Here is a 21,058-nt window from a genome sequence, read left to right as displayed (position 1 = left end):
GAATTTCGCAAAAGTTTCGAAATACAAGACAAAAAACAGATGGTTAACACATCTAGATACCCATCTGCCTTCTATTACTCGTTTAACAATACCCAGCGCATATGATCTTCCCAGATGCCATTTACCATTAGCATTTTTCGAGATACACCTTCATATTGAAATCCTATCTTCGTCACTACTTGTATAGATGCTAAATTTCGTGGCATAATTGGTGCTTCTATACGATGTAAATGAAATTCTTCAAAGGTAACTTGAATTGCTTTTCTAAGCGCTTCTGTTGTGTAACCTTTATTCAATTCTTCCTTATCTAATTTATAACCGAGTACACAAGATTGATAAATTCCGCGAACAATTAGATTAAATGAAATACATCCAATAATTTTTGTATCATCACCCTTTTTAAAAATCCAAAGCCTGATAATCTTGCCTTCCGCGAACTCTTTTCTATCCTTTTGTAACTTTTTCTTTTGATAATCTAACGTGAAAAACCCCTCCGGTCTATACTCTTCCCACGCTTTTAAAAATTCACGATTTTTGTCGTAATATTGAAGAACTTTTTCCGCATACGACTCATCAATTTCTCTTAAATGTAAACGATCTGTCTCGTATATTTTCATCATTGTATCTCCATTCTTCAGCTTGCATAACAAAAAATTAATAATCTATCTTTTAACATATTCTCTACGTATGCTCAAATTTCCTGTAATATTTTGCACCCCCTTCCCGAATTTTGTCCTTTCTCTCCCCTTGTCCACAATTTCATTTCTCGTTACAATGAAATTGTACTGATTTGCAAGGAGGTTTAACGATGCATAAAAAAGCTCAAAAAATTATGGTTTATATAATGCTAATTTCTATGCTTGTAACAACATTACTTACTGGCGCAAGTATGTTTTGGTAAAAAGGACGATTCACTCGTCCTTTTTTTACTGCTTACACATACAAAATAGACCATCTCGAAATCGAGATAGTCTATCTTGTAATGAACATTTTATTTTATATATATTACAATTGCTACAATGCTAAAGGAAAAGGCCATTACAAGTGCTATTACAAAACTTGTATATTGTTTCTGCTGAAATGCCCCAATAACAAAAGTAAGATTGAGTAATGCCATAAATACGATCGCTACAACGTAAGAACATATATTAAAAGTTGCCAATATGAATGTAATAACAAATAGAAAACCAACACAAAACTGCATGTAAGAAATTTTTGGATTTAAATACATATGAGCAACCCCTTTACTCAATTATCTTTATATATTCTCATTAACGCATGGTTATGTACACATGTCAAGACAACTTATAATAAAAGAAAAAGCCAACCGTTTCGTTGACTTTTCCAAATACTATGGCCCCTTTTTCCTTCGCCAATTGCTGAAATGTTTTTTTCGATTTCACAATCGATACTTTCGTTCCAATTGGAATACGATCAAACAAATATTCCACATCATGTTTCTTCATTCTTATACATCCTTGCGAAATATATTTTCCAATTGAACTAGGTTGGTTTGTCCCGTGTATCCCATACTTACTTCCATCCGTTCCTCTTGCATTAAATCCCATCCATCTCGATCCAAGTGGATTTTTGGGAGAGCCCCCAGGAATATCCTTCGCAATATAATAGGGATCCTTCGCCTTCAATACAATGTCAAAGGTTCCTTCTGGGGTTAATTCATTTGTTTTCCCTGTCGCTACTGGAAAAACCTTTTGGATCTTCCCATCATCGATGTAAGCTAGTTTATTCGTTGCTTTATTTACAATTATAAAAGGATCTCCAGCACGTGGGTTATCACCAAGAGGCCAGATCGGTGATAGAGAAAGACATAATAATAAAGAAAGAAGATACGGCATATATAGTTCCTACCTTCTAAATAAGTTCTTTTATATTATCCTTTCCCTTAAAACGACTTTTAATGAGTAAATATTGCTCCATCTCATAAACAAGTTGAACAAGTTTTGCACGTATTTCAAATTCTTCTCGCGAGACTGGTAAAGGCATTTCTCTAAATACTTCTCGCATTTCTTGAAGTTGTCTTAACGAAATGACCCCTGTACTTTCAGGTCGAATAGAATTCCCTATATTTTCAATTACGTCTGCAATCATATCAGCTTGTTCATACGTCCAAGATAGTGATGCAGCTAATGGTATCATGCGCTCCAAAATTTCAAATTGTTGCATACGCATATCAAAATACCGATAATAATAGTCATCTTCACGCATAAATTCATTCTCAAGTTTTTTAAATGATAAATCTTTCGCTTCTTTCAGCATCATTTCTGTTTCAATTAATTCGGCCCCACTCCAATTACTATCTCGATTCCGTAAATAAACGACCATTTCAAACAAAATCGTTCTGAAATGCTCTTCTATTTTTCCTTGATACTCTTTCAGTTTATTCTCACTGCTTGGCATGTACATGTTTACTAATAAAGCGACACTAATTCCAATCGTTAATATAGCAATTTCATTACCAACTATAGACCATGTAATTTGCTTTAATGAATACAGATGCATAACGATAACCGAACTCGTGACAATCCCTTCTTGAATTTTGCACATAACTGCAGTTGGAATAAAGGTAAGCAGTAATACGCTAATCGCAAGTGGTGTATAACCAATCGTTTCAAAAATACAAAACGCAAATACCATCGATAATACACAAGCTAAAAAACGGTGCAACGATACTTGAACGGATTTTCGTTTCGTATTTTGCACACATAAAATGACTAAAATACCAGCTGAACTATAAAATTCTAATCCTAATAACTGAGCAATAAAAACTGCCGCTCCCGTTCCAAGCGCTGTTTTCACTGTTCTATATCCAATTTTAAACATATCATTACCCCTATATGTATAAACGTATTTACAGTTAGTATAAAAAAAGGATGACGCAATGTCATCCTTTTCTACCTATTATTCACGTACCCTTCACATATTACAATATCTTTTGCAAAAATTCTTTTGCACGGTCACTTTTTGGTGCTGTAAAAAACTCTTCCGGATTACTATCTTCTACAAGCTTTCCACCATCTAAAAAGAGAACACGGTCTGCTACTTCTTTTGCAAATCCCATTTCATGTGTAACGATTGCCATCGTCATTCCTGTCGTAACTAATGATTTCATAACTTCTAACACTTCTTTCACCATTTCTGGATCTAGCGCAGAGGTAGGTTCATCAAATAACATAACTTCCGGTTCCATCGCTAACGCTCTTGCAATTGCTACACGTTGCTTTTGTCCTCCTGAAAGACGATTTGGATATGCATCTTTCTTATCTAATAACCCCACTTTTTCTAGAAGTTTCTCAGCTTTTTTTTCAGCTTCTTGCTTCGTTACTTCTTTTACATTGATAGGAGCATACGTAATATTTTCTAATACAGTCATATGAGGGAATAAGTGAAAATGTTGAAATACCATTCCGACATTTTCACGAACGTGCATAATATTTGTTTTCGGATTCGTTACTTCTTCCGTTCCAATCCAAATGTGACCATCTGTCGGCGCTTCCAATACATTCATACAGCGTAAAAACGTTGACTTTCCAGATCCAGACGGTCCAATAATTGCAACAACCTCTCCTTTCTCAATCGTTGTTGTAATTCCTTTTAATACTTCATTTTTCCCAAATGATTTATGAAGGTTGTCAATTTTAATCACTTTTCTTCATTCTCCCTTCAATGGCTTTCCCGACTAATGTAAGAATAATTACTAATATATAATAAATAAGTCCAACAAAAAGTAATGGCTCAAGATATTTAAATGTTTCACCACCTACAATATAAGCACGGCGCATTAAATCAGTCGCTCCTATTACGGTTACTACAGCCGACTCTTTCGTAAGTGTCGCAAACTCATTCACAAGTGCTGGTAATATATTTTTTAAAGCTTGAGGAAAAATAATATTTCTCATCATTTTACTGTAAGGAATACCTAAAGCCATTGCTGCTTCTGTTTGTCCTTTATCAACTGCTTGAATGCCGGCACGAATTACTTCTGACATATATGCACCTGAATTTAAGCTAAATGCAAGTACAGCTGCTAAAAAGGCCGGTATCTCATAACCCATCATTTGCGGAACACCGAAATAAATAATCATTAATTGTAATACTAGCGGTGTGCCACGAAATATTGACGTATAAATATCTGCTGCAATATTTAATACTCGTATTCTAGCAATTTTGCAAAGTGCTAATAACGTTCCTAAAATAAATCCTACCACAGCTGATGCAGCTACAATTTTCAATGTAACTTCTAATCCCTTTAATATATATGGTATTGAAGGCGTAATTGCCGAAAAATCTAGATTCATCCTTTTCATTCCCCTCACAGAAAAGTGAAAGGCAGCTTATTTTCCGCTGCCAAACCATTTCTTCACTAATTTATCCATTTCTCCATTTTCTTGCATTTTCTTAATTACTTTATTAAATTCTTCTGTTTTATCACTATTTTTCGGAAGAGCAATTGCTGCACCTACTTCTTCTGGTGCTTCTTGAATTTCAATTCCTTGTAGTTCTTTCATTTTTTCTAAATAATTTTTTGCAACTGTGTCTTCTATAATTGCAGCGTCAAAACGACCAGCTTTAATTTCTTGTACGATTTCTGGTATACGGTCACGTCCCTCAGCTTTGAAATCGACTTGTTTCTGAAATTCTTTTGCCTTTTCTTCTTGAATTGATCCTGTTTGTACTCCTACTTTTTTCCCTTTTAAATCTTCTAACGATTTAATATTAGAGCCCTTTTTTGAAACGATCATATTTTTTGCAACAAAATATATATCTGTGAAATCAGCATTATTTTTACGCTCTGCAGTTGGCGTCATACCCGCCATAACGAAATCAACTTTTCCTGAATTAAGAGATGCTAATAATCCGCCGAAATCCATGTCTTTCACTTTCACTTCGTATCCAAGTTCTTTTCCGATATATTTGGCAATATCAACATCAAAGCCGATAATTTCATCACTTTTTGAAGCTTCCACGTATTCATACGGTTTATAGTCTGCTGAAGTCCCCATAACGAGTACTTTTTTATTTTCGCCATTCGCCTTTTCTTCCCCATTACTACAAGCACTGAACATACTTACAATTAAAATAAGTGCAAATGATATTGATAATAACTTCTTCATCTTTCTTCCCCCTAATAATGTATATTTAAAAGTTTAATAGAATATTTATTCGATGTTTGTATTGTATCAGCACTTTAATTTTTATGCAATATATAAAATAAAAATAAATATAAAAACAGTATCAAAGCTGTTATTAATGCATAAAAACATGCATAAAATAACAACTTCCTGCATGTTTAATTATTTTAAAAACTAAATAAAAAAGGCGGTACACCCACTTGATTGTGGACGTACCGCCTTTTTCTCTTCCTTATAGTTCTTCGCAATTATCTTCGAAATAAGATTGTAGTTTTGCAATTACTTGCATTGGTTCATGACCTTCAATTTCATGACGTTCTACCATCGTTACAATTTTTCCATCTTTCAATAACGCAAATGATGGAGATGAAGGTGGATATCCTTCAAAATATTCACGAGCTCTTGCTGTTGCTTCTTTATCTTGACCCGCAAATACCGTTACAAGGTGGTTAGGGCGTTTATCATAATGTACGGAATGTGCAGCAGCAGGACGAGCAATGCCACCTGCACAACCACATACAGAGTTTACCATTACAAGTGTTGTACCATTTCTTTTAAATGCTTCTTCGACTGCTTCTGGTGTCGTCAATTCTGTATATCCCGCAGAGACAATCTCTTCACGCGCTTGACGGACAACATCATTCATAAAAAAGTTAAAGTTAATCAATCTTTTCCCTCCTCTAATTCTACCTATTTGTATCTTACCAGTTAATGTTTATGAAATACAAGTAAGTTTACTTGTATTTAGGCATAGAAAAGGTGTTAGAGCCCTTGCTCTAACACCTTTTTTTAATGGCCACGATGCTTTTGCTTTGCCTTTTGTACTTTAATTAAACGTCTTCTTTGTTTTTCAGCTTCTCGCTTCTCTTTAGACTGCACTTTCTTTTCTTGTTTATACAATTCATAAGATAAACTAATCGCTTCTTGTGCCTTAGTAAAACGTTTTACATTTACTTCTTTTGCCGCTTGTCGTATGATACGTTTTATATTTTTGGGACGCTGTTTTTCTTTCACTTCCACACCGCATTTTGCAACGTGCTGGAAATATGCTAACATTGGACCATTCACAAATATAAGTACTTCTTCATCTGAAGGTTCCATTCCAAAAATATACCTTGCTCCATACAATTTTCCTTTTCTTTATGCGTAATAATTCCTACGAAAAATTGACCATCGTGATATACTGTCAAATCCATTGACAGCCCCTCCTTTAAAAAAATTAGAAATACTGGACATCCCGGAGGGGAAGGTTACTGACATGAAATCATGCGTCTGGACTACCGACCAGAACTGTGTTTTTGTATCTCTTTCATTATATATTATATCTTATTTCCCATAATTTTTATATATTCACCAATCATTTTTTTATGCGATCCTACAATATAGTCAGGTAGTTCTGTTAGTGGGAAGAATGTAAGCTGAACCGCTTCTTCTTTATTCATAACAAAATTCCCTTCGTATTCATCGGTATAATAGGCTGTCGTTACGGATTGAAACTCATCACCGTTTGTTAATTTTGAAAAATAGTTCGCTCCAGAAAATACATTGATTAATCGGAGGTTCTTTACTTCTATTCCTGTCTCTTCATATACTTCACGGTAAGCTGTTTCTTCTGGTGATTCACCAAGCTCCATTAGCCCGCCAGGCAACCCCCATTTTCCGTAAGGCTCTGTTCTTTGCTGTAATAATACATATCCACTTTCATTTATAACGAGTACAACAGCACCAACTAAAATTAAAGGGCGATGACCAACTACTTTTCGTAATTCCTCTACATATCCCATGGAAACACCTCCCATTTTTTCGTTGTCCACACTATTGTATCATATGTATGAAACGACAAAATGCGTATATTTTTCATTTTTTTAACAAAATATTTATTTTATGAGCTTCATCTACTGTAGCTAACATAATGGATTCGACTTCTGCACTCTTCTCTAGAAATTCTCTCGCCCACTCTTCTGTTTTTCCTACTAAAGCTAGAACATCTTGCTGAATCCTCCCATTCTTTACTAATACAAAAGAAACTGGAGATCTTCTTCCCGCCACTTTCAGATCAAGCCGCGAAACTGCTTCATATTCTGGATACCGAAATATAGAAACAACACCATTCGCTTCCCACAATGCTAATTTAATCGTTTGAATATCGCTCACATTTCGCATACGAAGTTCCGAAAATAAATATTCCACCGTAATTCTCGCTTTTTTCAAATTGCTAAAATCAATGGAACCATCGTGTATAAGAATAATAGGTGCTGGCTCTAAAAAGCGTCTCCATCTATCCCATTTCAACATTAAGACTGAGCTTATAATGTGAAGTACAACGAGTATGAACGTTGTAATCATCGAGCCGAGTAACCCCACTTTTTCATCAGATAATGCGTTAGAAATATTCCCACCAAGCAATAATACTAATACAACATCTAAAAAACGAAGTTGCGCGATGGACCTTTGCCCCATCGCTTTCGCAACTAATATTAAAAATATGTATGCTATGATAGCCCGAATAACCCATTCACTATTAGAAAGATGCCGTGCCCCTTCAAAAATATGCATATGCATCACTTTGCACTCCTTACCCGTCTCAAACTGCTATTCTGTTTTAGTTTGCAACGTTTAAGAGCATATATGTAAAAAAGCTAGTTCGTTTTTACACGAACTAGCTTTTTTACTTAACTGAAAACATATATTTTTTATACGTTTTCCGTACGGACAATATGAGCCCCATCATAATCATATTCGAGAATAAGGAACTTCCCCCATACGATAAGAAAGGTAATGCAATCCCTTTTACAGGCATTAATCCGACGATCATACCAATATTTTGGAATATTTGAACTGTTAATATACCAATAGACCCAGCACATAATAATGTACCGAATAAATTATCAGCAGAATAACCGATAATAATTGTTCGATATAGCAGTAATAGGAACAAGAACACAACTAACGCGGCTACGATAAATCCACCTTCTTCGGCAATTGTAGCGAAAATAAAGTCAGTATGCTTCTCAGGGATATAGACGTTCCCTTCGCCAAATCCTTTCCCTTCCATACCACCACTACCTACAGCTAAAATCGATTGCTGTGTTTGATAACCTTGATCTGTATGTTCAAATGGATCTAACCAACCTAAAATACGTGATTGTTGGTGAGGTTTTAGTAACGTAACTAACTTATTAAAGAAGAAATCCTCATACCTTACGTAAATAAATATTAACGCCGATAATATGGTGACTGGAATAACTGTACATAACGCTATCAATTTCTTCTGAATACCTGACATAAATAAAATACATGCAATTGCAGCAGCATATAAGAACACCATCCCTGTATCCGGTTGGCTATATACAACAGCCATGGGCGGAAGGGATACAAGCACAATTTTACCTACTAATTGTAAATCCGTTTGGAATGTCCTTGCCATATACTGTGCATTATGTTTCACTGCTATACTTGCTACTACGAGAAGCAATGAAATTTTGAAAAACTCAGATGGTTGAATTTGTCCAACTAACGGAAATACAAACCATCTTTTTGCACCTAATTTTTCAGGTGTGAAAGTGGAAACCGGTAGTATTTTCAAAAGAATAAGTGAACCAAATCCGACGATATAAAGTGGCCAAGACAATTTTTGTAATTGATCTAAGTCGATGCTTGCAACAAGCAATAACAATACAACTCCAATTATGTAGTTCAAACCCTGTTTCATCGCAAAGTTTGCCTCTCCATATTGGCCAGTTTGCTGACTGCTATATATAGCAGCTATACTCGTAACACATAATGCTAACAAAATTAATATTAATTTTACATCTAAACTTTTTAGAAACTCGGTACTTCTTTTCATGACATCCTCCTGAAACATTGTTACAGCAAAATAAAAAACCAGGAGTCAACATTCTTCATGTTTTGACGACTGATTACACATTATCTATAAAACACTTATATAGAATAACTCTCTTTTTCATACAATACAATATATTATACTACAGTTTCATCAGTAAGATTTGCCAAAAAAATTATTCTTTTCTTATTTTATATCCATATACCATATATCAGCAATGTATTTTCATAAATTCCTAATACATAATCGTTCATTGTAAGATTACTGGGAAAGATATTATACATATAGTAGGATGTAGATGAAGAAATAAGATGATAAAAAGCTCGCATAAGCGAGCTTTTTATTAATATACAGATGTATTATTTTCTGACGTATTTTCTAGAATTTCTTTTACACGTCCTAAGAACTTACCACAAATTAGGCCATCTAGTACACGGTGGTCAAGTGATAAACATAAGTTAACCATGTCGCGAGCACCGAACATACCGTTATCCATAATTACTGGGCGTTTTACAATTGATTCAACTTGTAAAATAGCCGCTTGTGGGTAATTAATAATACCCATAGATTGAACAGAACCGAATGATCCTGTGTTATTAATTGTAAATGTTCCGCCTTGCATTTCGTCCGCTTTTAACGATTTCGTACGTACTTTTCCTGCAAGCTCTGTAATTTCACGAGCGATACCTTTAATCGTCTTCTCGTCCGCGTGTTTAATTACTGGTACAAATAGTTCATCCTCTGTTGCAACAGCGATAGAAAGGTTAATATCTTTCTTCTGAACGATCTTATCGCCAGCCCACATTGAATTGATTTGAGGATACTCTTTTAACGCTTGTGCTACTGCTTTTACGAAGAAAGCAAAGAACGTTAAATTAAAACCTTCGCGCTTTTTGAAATCACCTTTAATTGAATTACGGTATGACACAAGGTTTGTCACATCTACTTCAATCATCATCCAAGCATGTGGCGCTTCGTGTTTACTACGTAACATGTTCGCTGCAATTGCTTTACGCACACCTGTTACTGGAATTTCGATATCGCCAGGCATTGTTGGTACAGAAACTGGTTTTGCAGCTTCTACTTTTTGTGCTACTGGCGCTGCTTTTGGTGCTTCTGGACGCGCTTCTACTACTGCTGCTGCTACCGCTACCGCTTCCTCTTTCTTCGCACCTGCTTGCGGAATATTTCCAGATTCCACTAGCTTTAAAATATCTTTACGAGTGATACGGCCATTTGCTCCCGTACCTTCTACTAAATCTAAATCAACATTATGCTCACCCGCAAGTTTTAAAACAGCTGGTGAAAAACGTGGTTTTCCATCAGTTGGTTGTTTTGCTTTCGGTGCTTTTTCAGGCGTAGTTATATCTGCCTTTGGTTCTTCTTTTGTTTTTTCCTCAACAGCTGTCGCTGCTACTTCATCTGCGCCTTCTACTTGAATAACACAAACTACTTCACCTACAGCTAACGTCTCACCTTCACCAGCGATTAATTCTTTCACAATACCAGTGAAAGAAGATGGTACTTCAGCATTTACTTTATCAGTCATTACTTCTGCAAGCGGATCATACTTGTTTACGTGATCGCCAACATTAACGAGCCATTTACTAATTGTACCCTCTGTAACGCTCTCCCCGAGCTGAGGCATTGTGATATTTTCTACAGCCATGTATAGTCCCCCCGATTAAAATTCCGCAAGTTCACGCATTGCTTTTTCAACTTTATCTGGATTTACCATAAAGAATTTTTCCATTGTTGGTGCATATGGCATTGCTGGAACGTCTGGACCTGCAAGACGTGCGATTGGCGCATCTAAATCAAACAGACAGTTTTCAGCAATAATTGCTGCCACTTCACTTATAATACTTCCTTCTTTATTGTCTTCTGTTACAAGAAGAACTTTACCTGTTTTAGAAGCCGCTTCAATAATCGCTTCTTTATCTAACGGATATACCGTTCTTAAATCAAGAATGTGTGCAGAGATTCCATCTTGTGCTAACTTCTCAGCTGCTTGAAGAGCAAAGTGAACACATAATCCGTAAGTGATAACAGTAATATCATCACCTTCGCGTTTTACATCTGCTTTTCCGATTGGTAATACATAGTCATCTTCTGGCACTTCACCTTTAATTAAGCGATATGCACGCTTATGCTCAAAGAATAATACTGGATCTTCATCACGAATTGCAGCTTTTAATAAGCCTTTTGCATCATATGGTGTAGAAGGGATAACAATTTTTAAACCTGGTTGGTTTGCAAACATCGCTTCTACAGATTGTGAATGATACAATGCACCGTGAACACCCCCGCCGAATGGCGCACGAATTGTAACTGGACAAGTCCAATCGTTGTTAGAACGATAACGAATTTTTGCTGCCTCAGAAACAATTTGGTTTACTGCTGGCATGATGAAATCAGCAAACTGCATTTCAGCGATTGGACGCATACCATACATTGCCGCACCAATTGCTACCCCAGCAATTGCAGATTCTGCAAGCGGTGCATCAAGCGCACGATCTTCACCAAATTGATCATACAAACCGTGTGTCGCTTTAAACACGCCACCTTTTTTACCAACATCTTCTCCTAAAACGAATACTTTCTCATCGCGTTCCATTTCTTCGCGCATTGCTAATGTAATAGCATCAATATAAGACATTACAGCCATGAAACGTTCCCCCCTATTCTGCGTATACGTGCTTCAATGCATCTTCAGGTGCTGCATACGGAGCATTTTCTGCATATTCTGTTGCTTCATTTACGATATGCATAATTTCGTCTAGCATTTGTTTTTCAAATTCCTCAGTTAACACACCAACTTCTTTTAAATAAGCTGCAAATGTTATAATTGAATCTTTTTTCTTCGCTTCTTCTACCTCTTCTTTATCACGATAAACACGATCATCGTCGTCACTAGAATGTGCTGTCAAACGATATGATACTGCTTCAATTAAAGTCGGACCTTCACCACGACGACCGCGGTCTGCTGCTTCTTTTACAGCTTTATATACTGCAAGCGGATCGTTTCCGTCTATTGTATATCCAGGCATGCCGTAACCAATTGCACGATCTGATACGTTTTTACATGCTAATTGTTTTTCAACTGGAATAGAGATTGCATATTTGTTATTTTCACACATGAAAATAACAGGTAGTTTGTGTACACCAGCAAAGTTTGCTCCTTCATGGAAGTCACCTTGGTTTGAAGAGCCTTCTCCGAATGTAACGAACGTTACTAAATCTTTCTTCTCCATTTTTCCAGCTAGTGCAATACCAACTGCATGTGGTACTTGCGTTGTTACTGGTGATGATCCTGTAACAATACGATTTTTCTTTTGACCGAAGTGACCAGGCATTTGACGACCACCAGAGTTTGGATCTCCAGCTTTTGCGAAAGCAGACAACATAAGCTCTTTAGCTGTCATACCAAACGCTAGTACAACACCCATATCACGGTAGTATGGTAATGCATAATCTTTCTCTCTATCAAGAGCGAATGCCGCTCCAACTTGTGCAGCCTCTTGTCCTTGACAAGAAATTACGAATGGAATTTTACCTGCACGGTTTAATAACCACATACGTTCGTCAATTTTACGTGCAAGTAACATCGTACGGAACATTTCTAATACTTGCTCATCACTTAAGCCAAGCTCTTCATGGCGCTTTTCTTTTACTTCTGCCATTTTTCATAACCTCCTAAATCCACATTTTTATGCGTGTAACGCTCTTCCATCTACAGCAAGTGCAGCTTCACCAATCGCCTCAGATAATGATGGATGCGGATGAATTGTATGTGCTACTTCCCAAGGTGTTGCATCAAGTACTCTTGCAAGACCAGCTTCAGAAATCATATCTGTTACATGTGGTCCGATCATATGAACACCGAGAATGTCATTTGTTTCTTCATCAACTACAAGTTTTACAAAACCGTCTGATTCTCCGTATACAAGTGCCTTTCCGATTGCACGGAATGAGAACTTACCGACTTTTAACTTATAGCCTTTTTCTTTTGCTTCTTGTTCTGTTAAGCCGACAGAAGCAACTTCTGGACTACTATATACGCATTTTGATACCATAGAATAATCAATTGGTGTAACTTCTTTACCAGCGATATGTTCTACTGCAACAATTCCTTCATGAGAAGCAACGTGAGCAAGTTGCAAGCCACCGATTACATCTCCAATTGCGTAAATATGAGATTCCTTCGTTTGATAAAACTCATTTGTTTGAATGTATCCTTTTTCCACAACAATATCTGTGTTCTCTAAGCCCATATTTTGCGTATTCGCTTGTCTTCCGACAGATACAAGCATTTTTTCTGCTTTAAATGCTTTGTTCTCACCGTTATGTTCAGCTTGAATTGTTACTCCATTATCTTTTACCAATGTTTCTGGTAATACTTTTGCACCAGTTACCACTTTAATACCTTTTTTCTTGAATAGACGTTGCATTTCTTTTGAAACGTCATTATCTTCTAGTGGTAATATGTTTTTCGCATATTCTAATACAGTAACTTCTACACCGAAGTCAGCAAGCATAGATGCCCACTCAATACCAATTACACCGCCACCAACGATAATGATTGAGCTAGGAAGCGTTTCCATTTTTAGGGCATGATCCGAAGACATTACATACTCTCCGTCTAACTCTAATCCTGGTAATGAATTTGGACGAGAACCTGTCGCAACAAGCACATTTTTTGGAATTAACATTTCATTCTCTTCTCCACTTGCAAGTTCAACTGAAATTGTACCTGGCATTGGAGAGAAAATAGATGGGCCAAGAATACGGCCAATACCTTCAAACACATCAATTTTACCTTGTTTCATTAAATGCTGAACGCCTTTATGAAGCTGCGTTACAATCTTCTCTTTACGCTCTTGTACTTTAGCAAAGTTTAGTTCTACATTACTTGCAATAACTCCGAACTCTTCTCCTTTTTTAGCAGTTGCGTATACTTCCGCACTACGTAAAAGAGCTTTACTAGGAATACATCCTTTGTGTAAACAAGTACCACCAAGATTTTCTTTTTCAACAAGTGCAGTTTTTAACCCTAGTTGTGATGCACGAATAGCAGCAACATATCCACCAGTACCGCCGCCAACGATGACTAAATCATATTCTCTTGCCATTATCTCAACCCCTAGCTACTGTTTGTTTTTCTCGTACAATATATTCTTTTGGAGCTTCTTCTTCACGTAATACACGAAGTGCTCCTTCTGCTAACGCTTGTAATTCATCTTCTCCTGGATGTACGATAACATCTGCAATCCAGTGAACACGTTCTTTTATTTCATCGACAAGAATTTTACTGTACGCAAGTCCACCAGTTAATACGATTGCATCGATTTTCCCGTGAAGTACAGCACTAGCTCCGCCAATCTCTTTTGCAACTTGATACGCCATTGCTTTATAAATAAGAGTTGCCTCAGGATCACCTTTTTCAACCATTTGTTCTACTTTAATTGCATCGTTTGTACCGATAAGGCTTACAAGTCCACCTTGTCCGACAAGTTTTTTAACCATTTCGTCTCGGTAATACTCACCAGAAAAACACATTTCAACTAATTGTCCTACTGGTACTGTACCAGCACGCTCTGGACTAAATGGTCCTTCTCCGTTTAAGCCATTATTCACATCGATAACTTTTCCTTTTTTATGAGCACCAACTGTAATACCGCCGCCCATATGTGTAACTAATAAATTTAAATCCTCATATTTGTGATTTAATTCATCTGCTACTTTACGAGCAACCGCTTTTTGGTTTAATGCATGGAAGATACTTTTGCGTTCCATACCAGCAATACCACTTATACGAGCAATTGGCTCCATCTCATCTACAACGACAGGATCCACAATGAATGCAGGAATGTTTAATCCAGAAGCAATTTCATATGCTAAAATGCCTCCAAGGTTTGAAGCGTGATGACCACTAAACCCATTTTTTAAATCTTCTAACATCGCATCGTTTACTGTATACGTACCGCCTTCGATTGGACGAAGTAATCCACCACGCCCACAAACAGCGTTTAATTTTGAAATGTTAATACCATGAGAATGTAGAACTTCTAAAATCGTTTCTTTACGAAACTCATATTGGTCGATAATTCGCTTATATTTTCCAATCTGTTCTACGTCATGACGAATAGTTTCTTCTAGAACGGGTCTTTCATTATCAAAAACACCAATCTTTGTGGATGTACTACCTGGGTTAATAACAAGAATTCGATTTACAGACAATGTTGCTACCTCCACTAATAAATTTAAAAGGAAGTGGAAACCTCATAAGAGGTAACCACACCTTTTGTAAAAATTATATATGAATGATTAGCGACGGCTAATAATGTCGTGACCGTTGCGTAAGTATGTGCTACGAGAGTTTTTCAAGCTTGCAATGCGCTCTTCAGCTAGACGATCTGCCGCTACATAAGTTGCTATGCCATCGCGTTTTGAAATTTCGATTACTTTTGCAATTGTGTCATAAATAGACTCAACACGTTTTAATGCACGTTCTCTATTGTATCCATATAATTCGTCTGCTACGTTAATTACGCCACCTGCATTAATAACATAGTCTGGTGCGTATACAATACCCATTTCATGAATAAGGTCGCCGTGACGATCTTCTTTTAATTGGTTATTTGCAGAACCAGCGATTACTTTTGCTTTAAGTTGTGGAATAGTTTCATCATTAACTGTTGCGCCTAATGCACATGGTGCGTAAATATCACATTCAACACCGTAAATTTCATTTGGCTCAACTGCTGTTGCACCGAATTCTTCTACTGCACGTTGTACAGCTTCTTTATTAATATCTGTAACGATTAATTTTGCTCCTTCAGCGTGTAAATGTTTGCATAGGTGATATGCTACATTACCAACACCTTGAATAGAAATTACTCTTCCTTCTAGGTTATCTGTACCAAATGCTTCTTTTGCAGCTGCTTTCATACCACGGTAAACACCGTATGCAGTTACTGGAGATGGGTTACCAGAAGAACCAAATGATGGTGAAATCCCTGTTACAAAATCAGTTTCCTCATGGATAATATCCATATCATCTACTGTTGTACCAACATCTTCAGCTGTAATGTAACGTCCGTTTAGTCCTTGAATGTAGCGTCCTAATGCACGGAACATCGCTTCGCTTTTATCTTTACGTGGATCACCGATAATTACTGTTTTTGCACCACCTAAGTTTAAACCAGCTGCTGCATTTTTGTATGTCATCCCTTTTGCAAGACGCAATGCATCTTCAATCGCCGCTTCTTCAGAATCATATGTCCACATTCTTGTTCCACCAAGAGCTGGTCCAAGTGTTGTATCATGGATTGCAATGATTGCTTTTAAACCAGATTCTTTATCTTGACAAAATACCACTTGCTCATAATCATATTTTTCTAAGTATTCGAAGATTTCTAATGTCATTGTCGTTTCCCCCTAATTGTTTTACCCTATTTGGTTTATTTTGAAGCAGTCGCAACTGCCAATGCTAATGAATATACTTTTGTTTCTGCTGAATCAGCACGTGATGTTAAAACAATCGGTGCTTTAGCGCCAGCAATCATCGCTCCTACCTTTGCATTTGCAAAATAGACGAGTGATTTATATAGCACATTTCCAGCTTCAATCGTTGGGACGAGTAAAATGTCTGCCTTACCTGCTACATCACTTACTATGCCTTTATGTTCTGCTGCAATTTGTGATACTGCATTATCTAAAGCAAGTGGTCCATCAACGACACAATTTTTAATTTGTCCGCGGCGATTCATTTGAGTTAACATCGCTGCATCAATTGTCGCTTGCATCGCAGGATTAACAACCTCTACCGCTGCAATTGGCGCTACCTTTGGCAAATCAATTCCTATTGCCTGGGCAACTTCTACAGTATTTTGTATAATAGCAGCTTTTTGTGTTACATCAGGTGCAATGTTCATCGCTGCGTCTGTAACAAAAATAAGACGATCGTAATTTGGAACTTCAAACGCTGCAACATGTGAAAGCACGCTGCCCTTACGAAGTCCCCACTCTTTATTTAATACAGCTTTCAAAATATTTGCTGTTGGGATGTTCCCCTTCATTAGCACATCTGCTTCGCCATTGCTTACAGATTTAACAGAAAGTTCTGCAGCCTCAGCACTTGACGCTGCTGCAATCACTTCAATATGTTCTGAAGTTTGTAGCCCATGCTCTTGTAGCATCCCTATTATTTTCTCTTGATTTCCATATAGACGAAATTGAGCTAGCTGTAACTTGATTGCTTTCGCTACAGCTTCAATTACTTCATGATCTTCAGCTACTGCTACAGCCACAGTTTTTTTAGGCTGTCCTGCTGCTTGATCAATTAAGTGTTCTAACTTCATATTTTGTAATCAACCCTTTCCGTCGTCCCTCGTCTATTCATTAAGCAAATACCGTGCCAACTTTAAAAAGTGGTCTTACCAATAATGAAAACGCATTCAAAATGCAGCAAAATCAATACTTTGGAAAACAACGCAATATTCTGTCTCGTTTTGTCGCTTTTTGTATACCACGCAATAAATTGCACGGTACGCAATTTATTGCATGCTATTTTTTGCACAGTCATACTTTTCTAGCTTGTAATATAAGTTTCGAACTGAAATTCCTAACGCTTTTGCAGTCTTCGTTTTGTTCCCATCAAATTTCTCTAAATATTCACGGATAATATTCCCCTCAAATTCTGTCACTAGGTGTTCAAGGGCCTTCTCTTCTAATTCAGGTAATAAATTATTTTGTTTCGGCTCTACTTGTTCTTCTTTATGTAAAGGCGGTAAATGATGTACATCAATATATATTTCGTTATAATTCATAAAGATAATAGCTCGCCCTAAAATATTTTCAAGTTCCCTAACATTCCCTGGCCATTCATATGATTGTAAATACGAAACGGCTGAATCGGTGAGTCCTTCTACATTACGACCATAATCTTGATTAATTTTTTGAATTAACCTTTCTGCAATCGCTGGTATATCTCCTTTACGCTGACGAAGGGAAGGAATTTGAATCGGGATTTTATTTAAACGATAATATAAGTCCTCTCTGAACTCTCCTTCTAGAATGCCCTTTTCTAAATTCACATGTGTTGCTGCAATTACCCGGACATTAATAGGTATCGCTTTCGTTCCCCCTACTTTCACAATTTCTTTTTCTTGTAGCACACGAAGGAGCTTCGCTTGCGTATTTGCAGATAACTCTCCGATTTCATCTAAAAAAACACTTCCATTATTCGCTTCTTCAAAGAATCCTCGTTTCCCGCCTCTTTTCGCTCCAGAAAACGCGCCTTCCTCATAACCGAATAATTCACTTTCTAATAAGGTCTCAGAAATAGCAGCACAGTTTACTCGTACAAACTTATTGTATTTTCGATTACTACTGTTATGAATAGCGTGTGCAAATAACTCTTTCCCCGTACCAGATTCCCCTCTAAGCAATACTGTTGCCGGTGTATTCGCTCCAAGTTTTGCTTGTTCAATAGCTGCCGTCGTTTCATCTGAATCACCAACAATATCATCAAATGAATATTTTGCTTCTAACGTTCGAATAATTTGTCTTGCCCTATTCAATTCATTTGTTAACTTTTGAATTTCTGATACATCGCGAATTACCCCGACGCTCCCTTTCAATATCCCATCGACAATAACCGGTGCTACGTTTACAATTACATCTCGCTTTTTTTGCCCAATCTTCATATGTATTCCTCGTACCGCTCGGCGCGTCCGAAGTACTTTCATATGCATACTTTCACCTTCCACAATATCAGTTGTAGCCGGCTTCCCAATAATTTCTTCTTCAGTCAAACCCGTTAACTTCGTATAAGCAGGGTTTATAACTAGTCCTCTTCCTTTCTCATCAACAACCGAAATTGCTTCCTCAGATGAGTTAATAATCGCCTCAAGTAGCGTTTGAATTTCTTTTAAGTCTGTAACTTCTTCCGCTAAATCTACAACTTCTGTAATGTCTTTAAAAATCGCAAATGCCCCTTGAACCTCTCCACCTTCTTTTAATATCGGAATACGCGTTGTAATAATCTTTTTTTCATTCTCTAACGTCAGTTCATGATTCACTTCTATTTTTTTCGTGCGTATAATACGAAGCAACTTACTCGTTGGAATAACTTCTAAAATATATTTCCCTATTGCTTCCTCTTTTTTATATCCAGTAATACGCTCTGCGCTTTTATTAAACAGACGAACTTGTCCCTCTTGGTCTATAACAATCATACCGTCATGCGTTGAATTTAAAATTAAATTCCCTTGTTGCGTCTGTTCTTCTAGCTTTCCAATTAAGCTTTCCTTCTCATGCGCTAGTCTCGTAACAATTTTTGCAATATCCCCTGGTATAAGAAGGGTGTCTTTATGCTTGCTTCCCAATAAAACTTTATGTAAATCATAATCACCTGTCATATCAAACATTACATCAATATGCATAGAAAGAAACGGAGTTACACTATCACCAATCGGAGTCCCATATTCCTTTGCGATTTGTAATCCTTTCGCAATTGGATTACTATCAATAACTCCTATAATTTGAAATATATTCGAATTTTGCAACAGACTCAGCAGTGTACTCCCACCTTCACCTGCTCCAACAATTAACACATTTTGTTTCATACATTACACTTCCTCTCGAAGTATCTCTGCAAAATTTTTCACATTCTTATCTTACTCGTTCAGCAACCTCTTGACAAACCCCCATTCCATATAACATCATTAAAATACACAAAATAATCTGAAAAGGAGCGTTATGTATGCAGCGTTACCTCGCTCTATTATTAGCACTCATCCCCATTTCATTAGCCGTGCTTGGTATTAAACTAATGAGAGATACTGTATTTGGGATTTTGTTCTCCCCAATCCCTATATTATGGTTACAATTTTTAATCGGCGCTCTTTGCTTCGCACTCGGGTTTTATATCTTCGGCGGCTTCGTCTTACACAGAGATCGTAAGAGAAATAAAGTACAAGCACGCTTCAGAAGATAAAACAAAGTTTTCACATATCATAAATAAAAAATGAGACCATTATATTAGGTCTCATTTTTTTATCGGTAATAAAGTTCTTGCTGTTTCAGGATAATCAGTAATAATCGCTGATATATTCATATCAAAATATTTACGCATAAGCGTTTCTTCATTTATCGTGTAAGGACGAACCTCCACACCACTTCCCATCGTTAATTCAGCGATAGCATCTTGAAGATAACGATAATTCGGATGTACTGCAGTAGCACCCATCTTTTTTGCATATGCCCACGGGCTATGCAAACCTTCACGATACAAAATAGCTGTTTGAATATCAGGAGCCATCATATGACATCGCTTCATACTGTAGTGATTAAAAGAAGAAAACACAATCCGATCCTCTAGACTAAACTTACGTACAAGTGTTATAACCTCTTCTTCTAAACCTCTGTATGGGATTTTATTATTTTTCAGTTCAATATTGAGTAGCAATTTCGTTTTTGCGAGCCATTCTAACACCTCTTCTAGAAGAGGTATTTTGCAAAAACCTACTTTGTCACCGAATTTATAACTCGCATCCAACTTACATAAATCCTCATATAAATAATTTCGAACCGCACCTTTTCCATTTGTTGTCCGATCCACCGTTTCATCATGAATAACAACAACTTTTCCATCTTTCGTGAATTGAACATCGAGTTCAATTCCGTCTGCCCCGAAAGCCTCCGCCGCTTCAAATGAAATCATTGTATTTTCCGGATACGTTCCCGCCGCACCACGATGCGCAAATATAAGAGTCATCCTCACTCCCCCAATCTTATGCTATACTATACGAAAAAGGAGGTACTTCTATGAGACCATTACAAATTTCTCCAGACACTGCAGTCCGCCTATCAAAAGCGTTAGGTGTTCCACTTGAACAACTTATGCATATGCCACAGCATATTTTAATCCAAAAGTTAGTTGAATTAGAAAAACAAAATAAAGACGAAGAATAATATAGTCCTGTTTTGCAGGGCTTTTTATTATCATCTATTATATCATGGATGACTTCCCCACTAAAATCCTTTAACAGATGTACTA

Annotated in this window: 23 protein-coding genes and 1 pseudogene; 3 read left to right on the top strand and 21 right to left on the bottom strand. The window is 36.9% G+C overall.

The features are described 5' to 3' along the window. Positions 1-74 precede the first annotated feature (74 nt). On the bottom strand, positions 75-620 hold the full coding sequence (locus NSS74_RS03630; protein ID WP_002015105.1) for a GNAT family N-acetyltransferase: 546 nt from the start codon (positions 618-620) through the stop codon (positions 75-77). A gap of 188 nt (positions 621-808) precedes the next feature. Between NSS74_RS03630 and prli42 the strand changes: the two genes are divergently transcribed. Next, entirely contained in the window at positions 809-901 is a 93-nt protein-coding gene (gene prli42, locus NSS74_RS03625; RefSeq protein WP_000549036.1) for a stressosome-associated protein Prli42, read from the top strand. A 90-nt stretch (positions 902-991) separates the two neighbouring features. On the opposite strand, the gene NSS74_RS03620 is transcribed toward prli42, so the two are convergent. The 19 genes and pseudogenes from NSS74_RS03620 to NSS74_RS03530 all read right to left on the bottom strand — a co-directional run bounded on the left by NSS74_RS03620 (position 992) and on the right by NSS74_RS03530 (position 19,625). Beyond that, positions 992-1,231: a DUF3894 domain-containing protein gene (locus NSS74_RS03620; protein WP_002088543.1), complete on the bottom strand. Its 240-nt coding sequence runs from the start codon at positions 1,229-1,231 to the stop codon at positions 992-994. Between the two features lie 64 nt (positions 1,232-1,295). Next, on the bottom strand, positions 1,296-1,856 hold the full coding sequence (locus NSS74_RS03615; protein WP_002015103.1) for a L,D-transpeptidase: 561 nt from the start codon (positions 1,854-1,856) through the stop codon (positions 1,296-1,298). A 16-nt stretch (positions 1,857-1,872) separates the two neighbouring features. Then, a complete protein-coding gene (locus tag NSS74_RS03610) occupies positions 1,873-2,841 on the bottom strand; it encodes an aromatic acid exporter family protein (protein WP_002033971.1) in 969 nt (322 codons plus the stop codon). A gap of 100 nt (positions 2,842-2,941) precedes the next feature. Beyond that, on the bottom strand, positions 2,942-3,664 hold the full coding sequence (locus NSS74_RS03605) for an amino acid ABC transporter ATP-binding protein (RefSeq protein ID WP_002088545.1): 723 nt from the start codon (positions 3,662-3,664) through the stop codon (positions 2,942-2,944). Beyond that, positions 3,657-4,316: an amino acid ABC transporter permease gene (locus NSS74_RS03600; protein ID WP_002067073.1), complete on the bottom strand. Its 660-nt coding sequence runs from the start codon at positions 4,314-4,316 to the stop codon at positions 3,657-3,659. The genes NSS74_RS03605 and NSS74_RS03600 overlap by 8 nt, the downstream gene beginning before the upstream one ends. Before the next feature lie 36 nt (positions 4,317-4,352). Then, a complete protein-coding gene (locus tag NSS74_RS03595; RefSeq protein ID WP_002033967.1) occupies positions 4,353-5,132 on the bottom strand; it encodes a transporter substrate-binding domain-containing protein in 780 nt (259 codons plus the stop codon). 250 nt (positions 5,133-5,382) lie between these two features. After that, positions 5,383-5,796 carry a BrxA/BrxB family bacilliredoxin gene (locus tag NSS74_RS03590; RefSeq protein WP_002015097.1) on the bottom strand — a complete coding sequence of 138 codons (414 nt, stop codon included), beginning with the start codon at positions 5,794-5,796 and terminating at the stop codon, positions 5,383-5,385. 143 nt (positions 5,797-5,939) lie between these two features. Continuing rightward, positions 5,940-6,346: pseudogene (locus tag NSS74_RS03585) on the bottom strand (YjdF family protein). A 123-nt stretch (positions 6,347-6,469) separates the two neighbouring features. After that, a complete protein-coding gene (locus NSS74_RS03580) occupies positions 6,470-6,934 on the bottom strand; it encodes an NUDIX hydrolase (RefSeq protein ID WP_002190637.1) in 465 nt (154 codons plus the stop codon). Positions 6,935-7,007: 73 nt separating this feature from the next. Continuing rightward, the gene (locus tag NSS74_RS03575) at positions 7,008-7,712 is read right to left on the bottom strand and encodes a DUF421 domain-containing protein (protein ID WP_088040116.1); all 705 of its coding nucleotides are present in this window, start codon (positions 7,710-7,712) and stop codon (positions 7,008-7,010) included. A 106-nt stretch (positions 7,713-7,818) separates the two neighbouring features. Continuing rightward, positions 7,819-8,997, bottom strand: a complete 1,179-nt coding sequence (locus NSS74_RS03570) for an FtsW/RodA/SpoVE family cell cycle protein (protein WP_000831201.1) — start codon at positions 8,995-8,997, stop codon at positions 7,819-7,821. A gap of 340 nt (positions 8,998-9,337) precedes the next feature. After that, a complete protein-coding gene (locus NSS74_RS03565) occupies positions 9,338-10,663 on the bottom strand; it encodes a dihydrolipoamide acetyltransferase family protein (protein WP_340813200.1) in 1,326 nt (441 codons plus the stop codon). 15 nt (positions 10,664-10,678) lie between these two features. After that, the gene (bfmBAB, locus tag NSS74_RS03560) at positions 10,679-11,662 is read right to left on the bottom strand and encodes a 3-methyl-2-oxobutanoate dehydrogenase subunit beta (protein WP_000290070.1); all 984 of its coding nucleotides are present in this window, start codon (positions 11,660-11,662) and stop codon (positions 10,679-10,681) included. A gap of 13 nt (positions 11,663-11,675) precedes the next feature. Then, the gene (gene bfmBAA / locus NSS74_RS03555; RefSeq protein ID WP_002033961.1) at positions 11,676-12,677 is read right to left on the bottom strand and encodes a 3-methyl-2-oxobutanoate dehydrogenase subunit alpha; all 1,002 of its coding nucleotides are present in this window, start codon (positions 12,675-12,677) and stop codon (positions 11,676-11,678) included. Between the two features lie 27 nt (positions 12,678-12,704). Further along, positions 12,705-14,126 (bottom strand): dihydrolipoyl dehydrogenase, encoded by a 1,422-nt coding sequence (gene lpdA / locus NSS74_RS03550; RefSeq protein ID WP_002033960.1) that lies wholly within the window; start codon positions 14,124-14,126, stop codon positions 12,705-12,707. A 4-nt stretch (positions 14,127-14,130) separates the two neighbouring features. Next, positions 14,131-15,234 (bottom strand): butyrate kinase, encoded by a 1,104-nt coding sequence (gene buk / locus NSS74_RS03545; protein WP_002088555.1) that lies wholly within the window; start codon positions 15,232-15,234, stop codon positions 14,131-14,133. 87 nt (positions 15,235-15,321) lie between these two features. Then, complete coding sequence (locus NSS74_RS03540; RefSeq protein WP_002015088.1) at positions 15,322-16,422, bottom strand: leucine dehydrogenase; 1,101 nt, start codon at positions 16,420-16,422, stop codon at positions 15,322-15,324. A gap of 35 nt (positions 16,423-16,457) precedes the next feature. Then, positions 16,458-17,357 carry a phosphate butyryltransferase gene (gene yqiS / locus NSS74_RS03535; protein ID WP_002033959.1) on the bottom strand — a complete coding sequence of 300 codons (900 nt, stop codon included), beginning with the start codon at positions 17,355-17,357 and terminating at the stop codon, positions 16,458-16,460. Between the two features lie 195 nt (positions 17,358-17,552). After that, positions 17,553-19,625: a sigma-54 interaction domain-containing protein gene (locus tag NSS74_RS03530; RefSeq protein WP_002033958.1), complete on the bottom strand. Its 2,073-nt coding sequence runs from the start codon at positions 19,623-19,625 to the stop codon at positions 17,553-17,555. 137 nt (positions 19,626-19,762) lie between these two features. On the opposite strand from NSS74_RS03530, the gene NSS74_RS03525 reads away from it, so the two are divergent. Beyond that, a complete protein-coding gene (locus NSS74_RS03525) occupies positions 19,763-19,996 on the top strand; it encodes a DUF2627 domain-containing protein (RefSeq protein WP_001190193.1) in 234 nt (77 codons plus the stop codon). A gap of 51 nt (positions 19,997-20,047) precedes the next feature. On the opposite strand, the gene NSS74_RS03520 is transcribed toward NSS74_RS03525, so the two are convergent. Next, on the bottom strand, positions 20,048-20,776 hold the full coding sequence (locus NSS74_RS03520) for a glycerophosphodiester phosphodiesterase (protein ID WP_002033957.1): 729 nt from the start codon (positions 20,774-20,776) through the stop codon (positions 20,048-20,050). Positions 20,777-20,826: 50 nt separating this feature from the next. On the opposite strand from NSS74_RS03520, the gene NSS74_RS03515 reads away from it, so the two are divergent. Next, positions 20,827-20,973: a YycC family protein gene (locus NSS74_RS03515; RefSeq protein ID WP_001247671.1), complete on the top strand. Its 147-nt coding sequence runs from the start codon at positions 20,827-20,829 to the stop codon at positions 20,971-20,973. Positions 20,974-21,058: the final 85 nt, after the last annotated feature.

It is taken from the genome of Bacillus sp. FSL E2-8868, assembly GCF_038005505.1.
In the GTDB taxonomy this organism is placed as follows: domain Bacteria; phylum Bacillota; class Bacilli; order Bacillales; family Bacillaceae_G; genus Bacillus_A; species Bacillus_A mycoides.
Note: the sequence above shows the minus strand (reverse complement) of the source record. Positions and strands in the feature narration are given on the sequence as shown.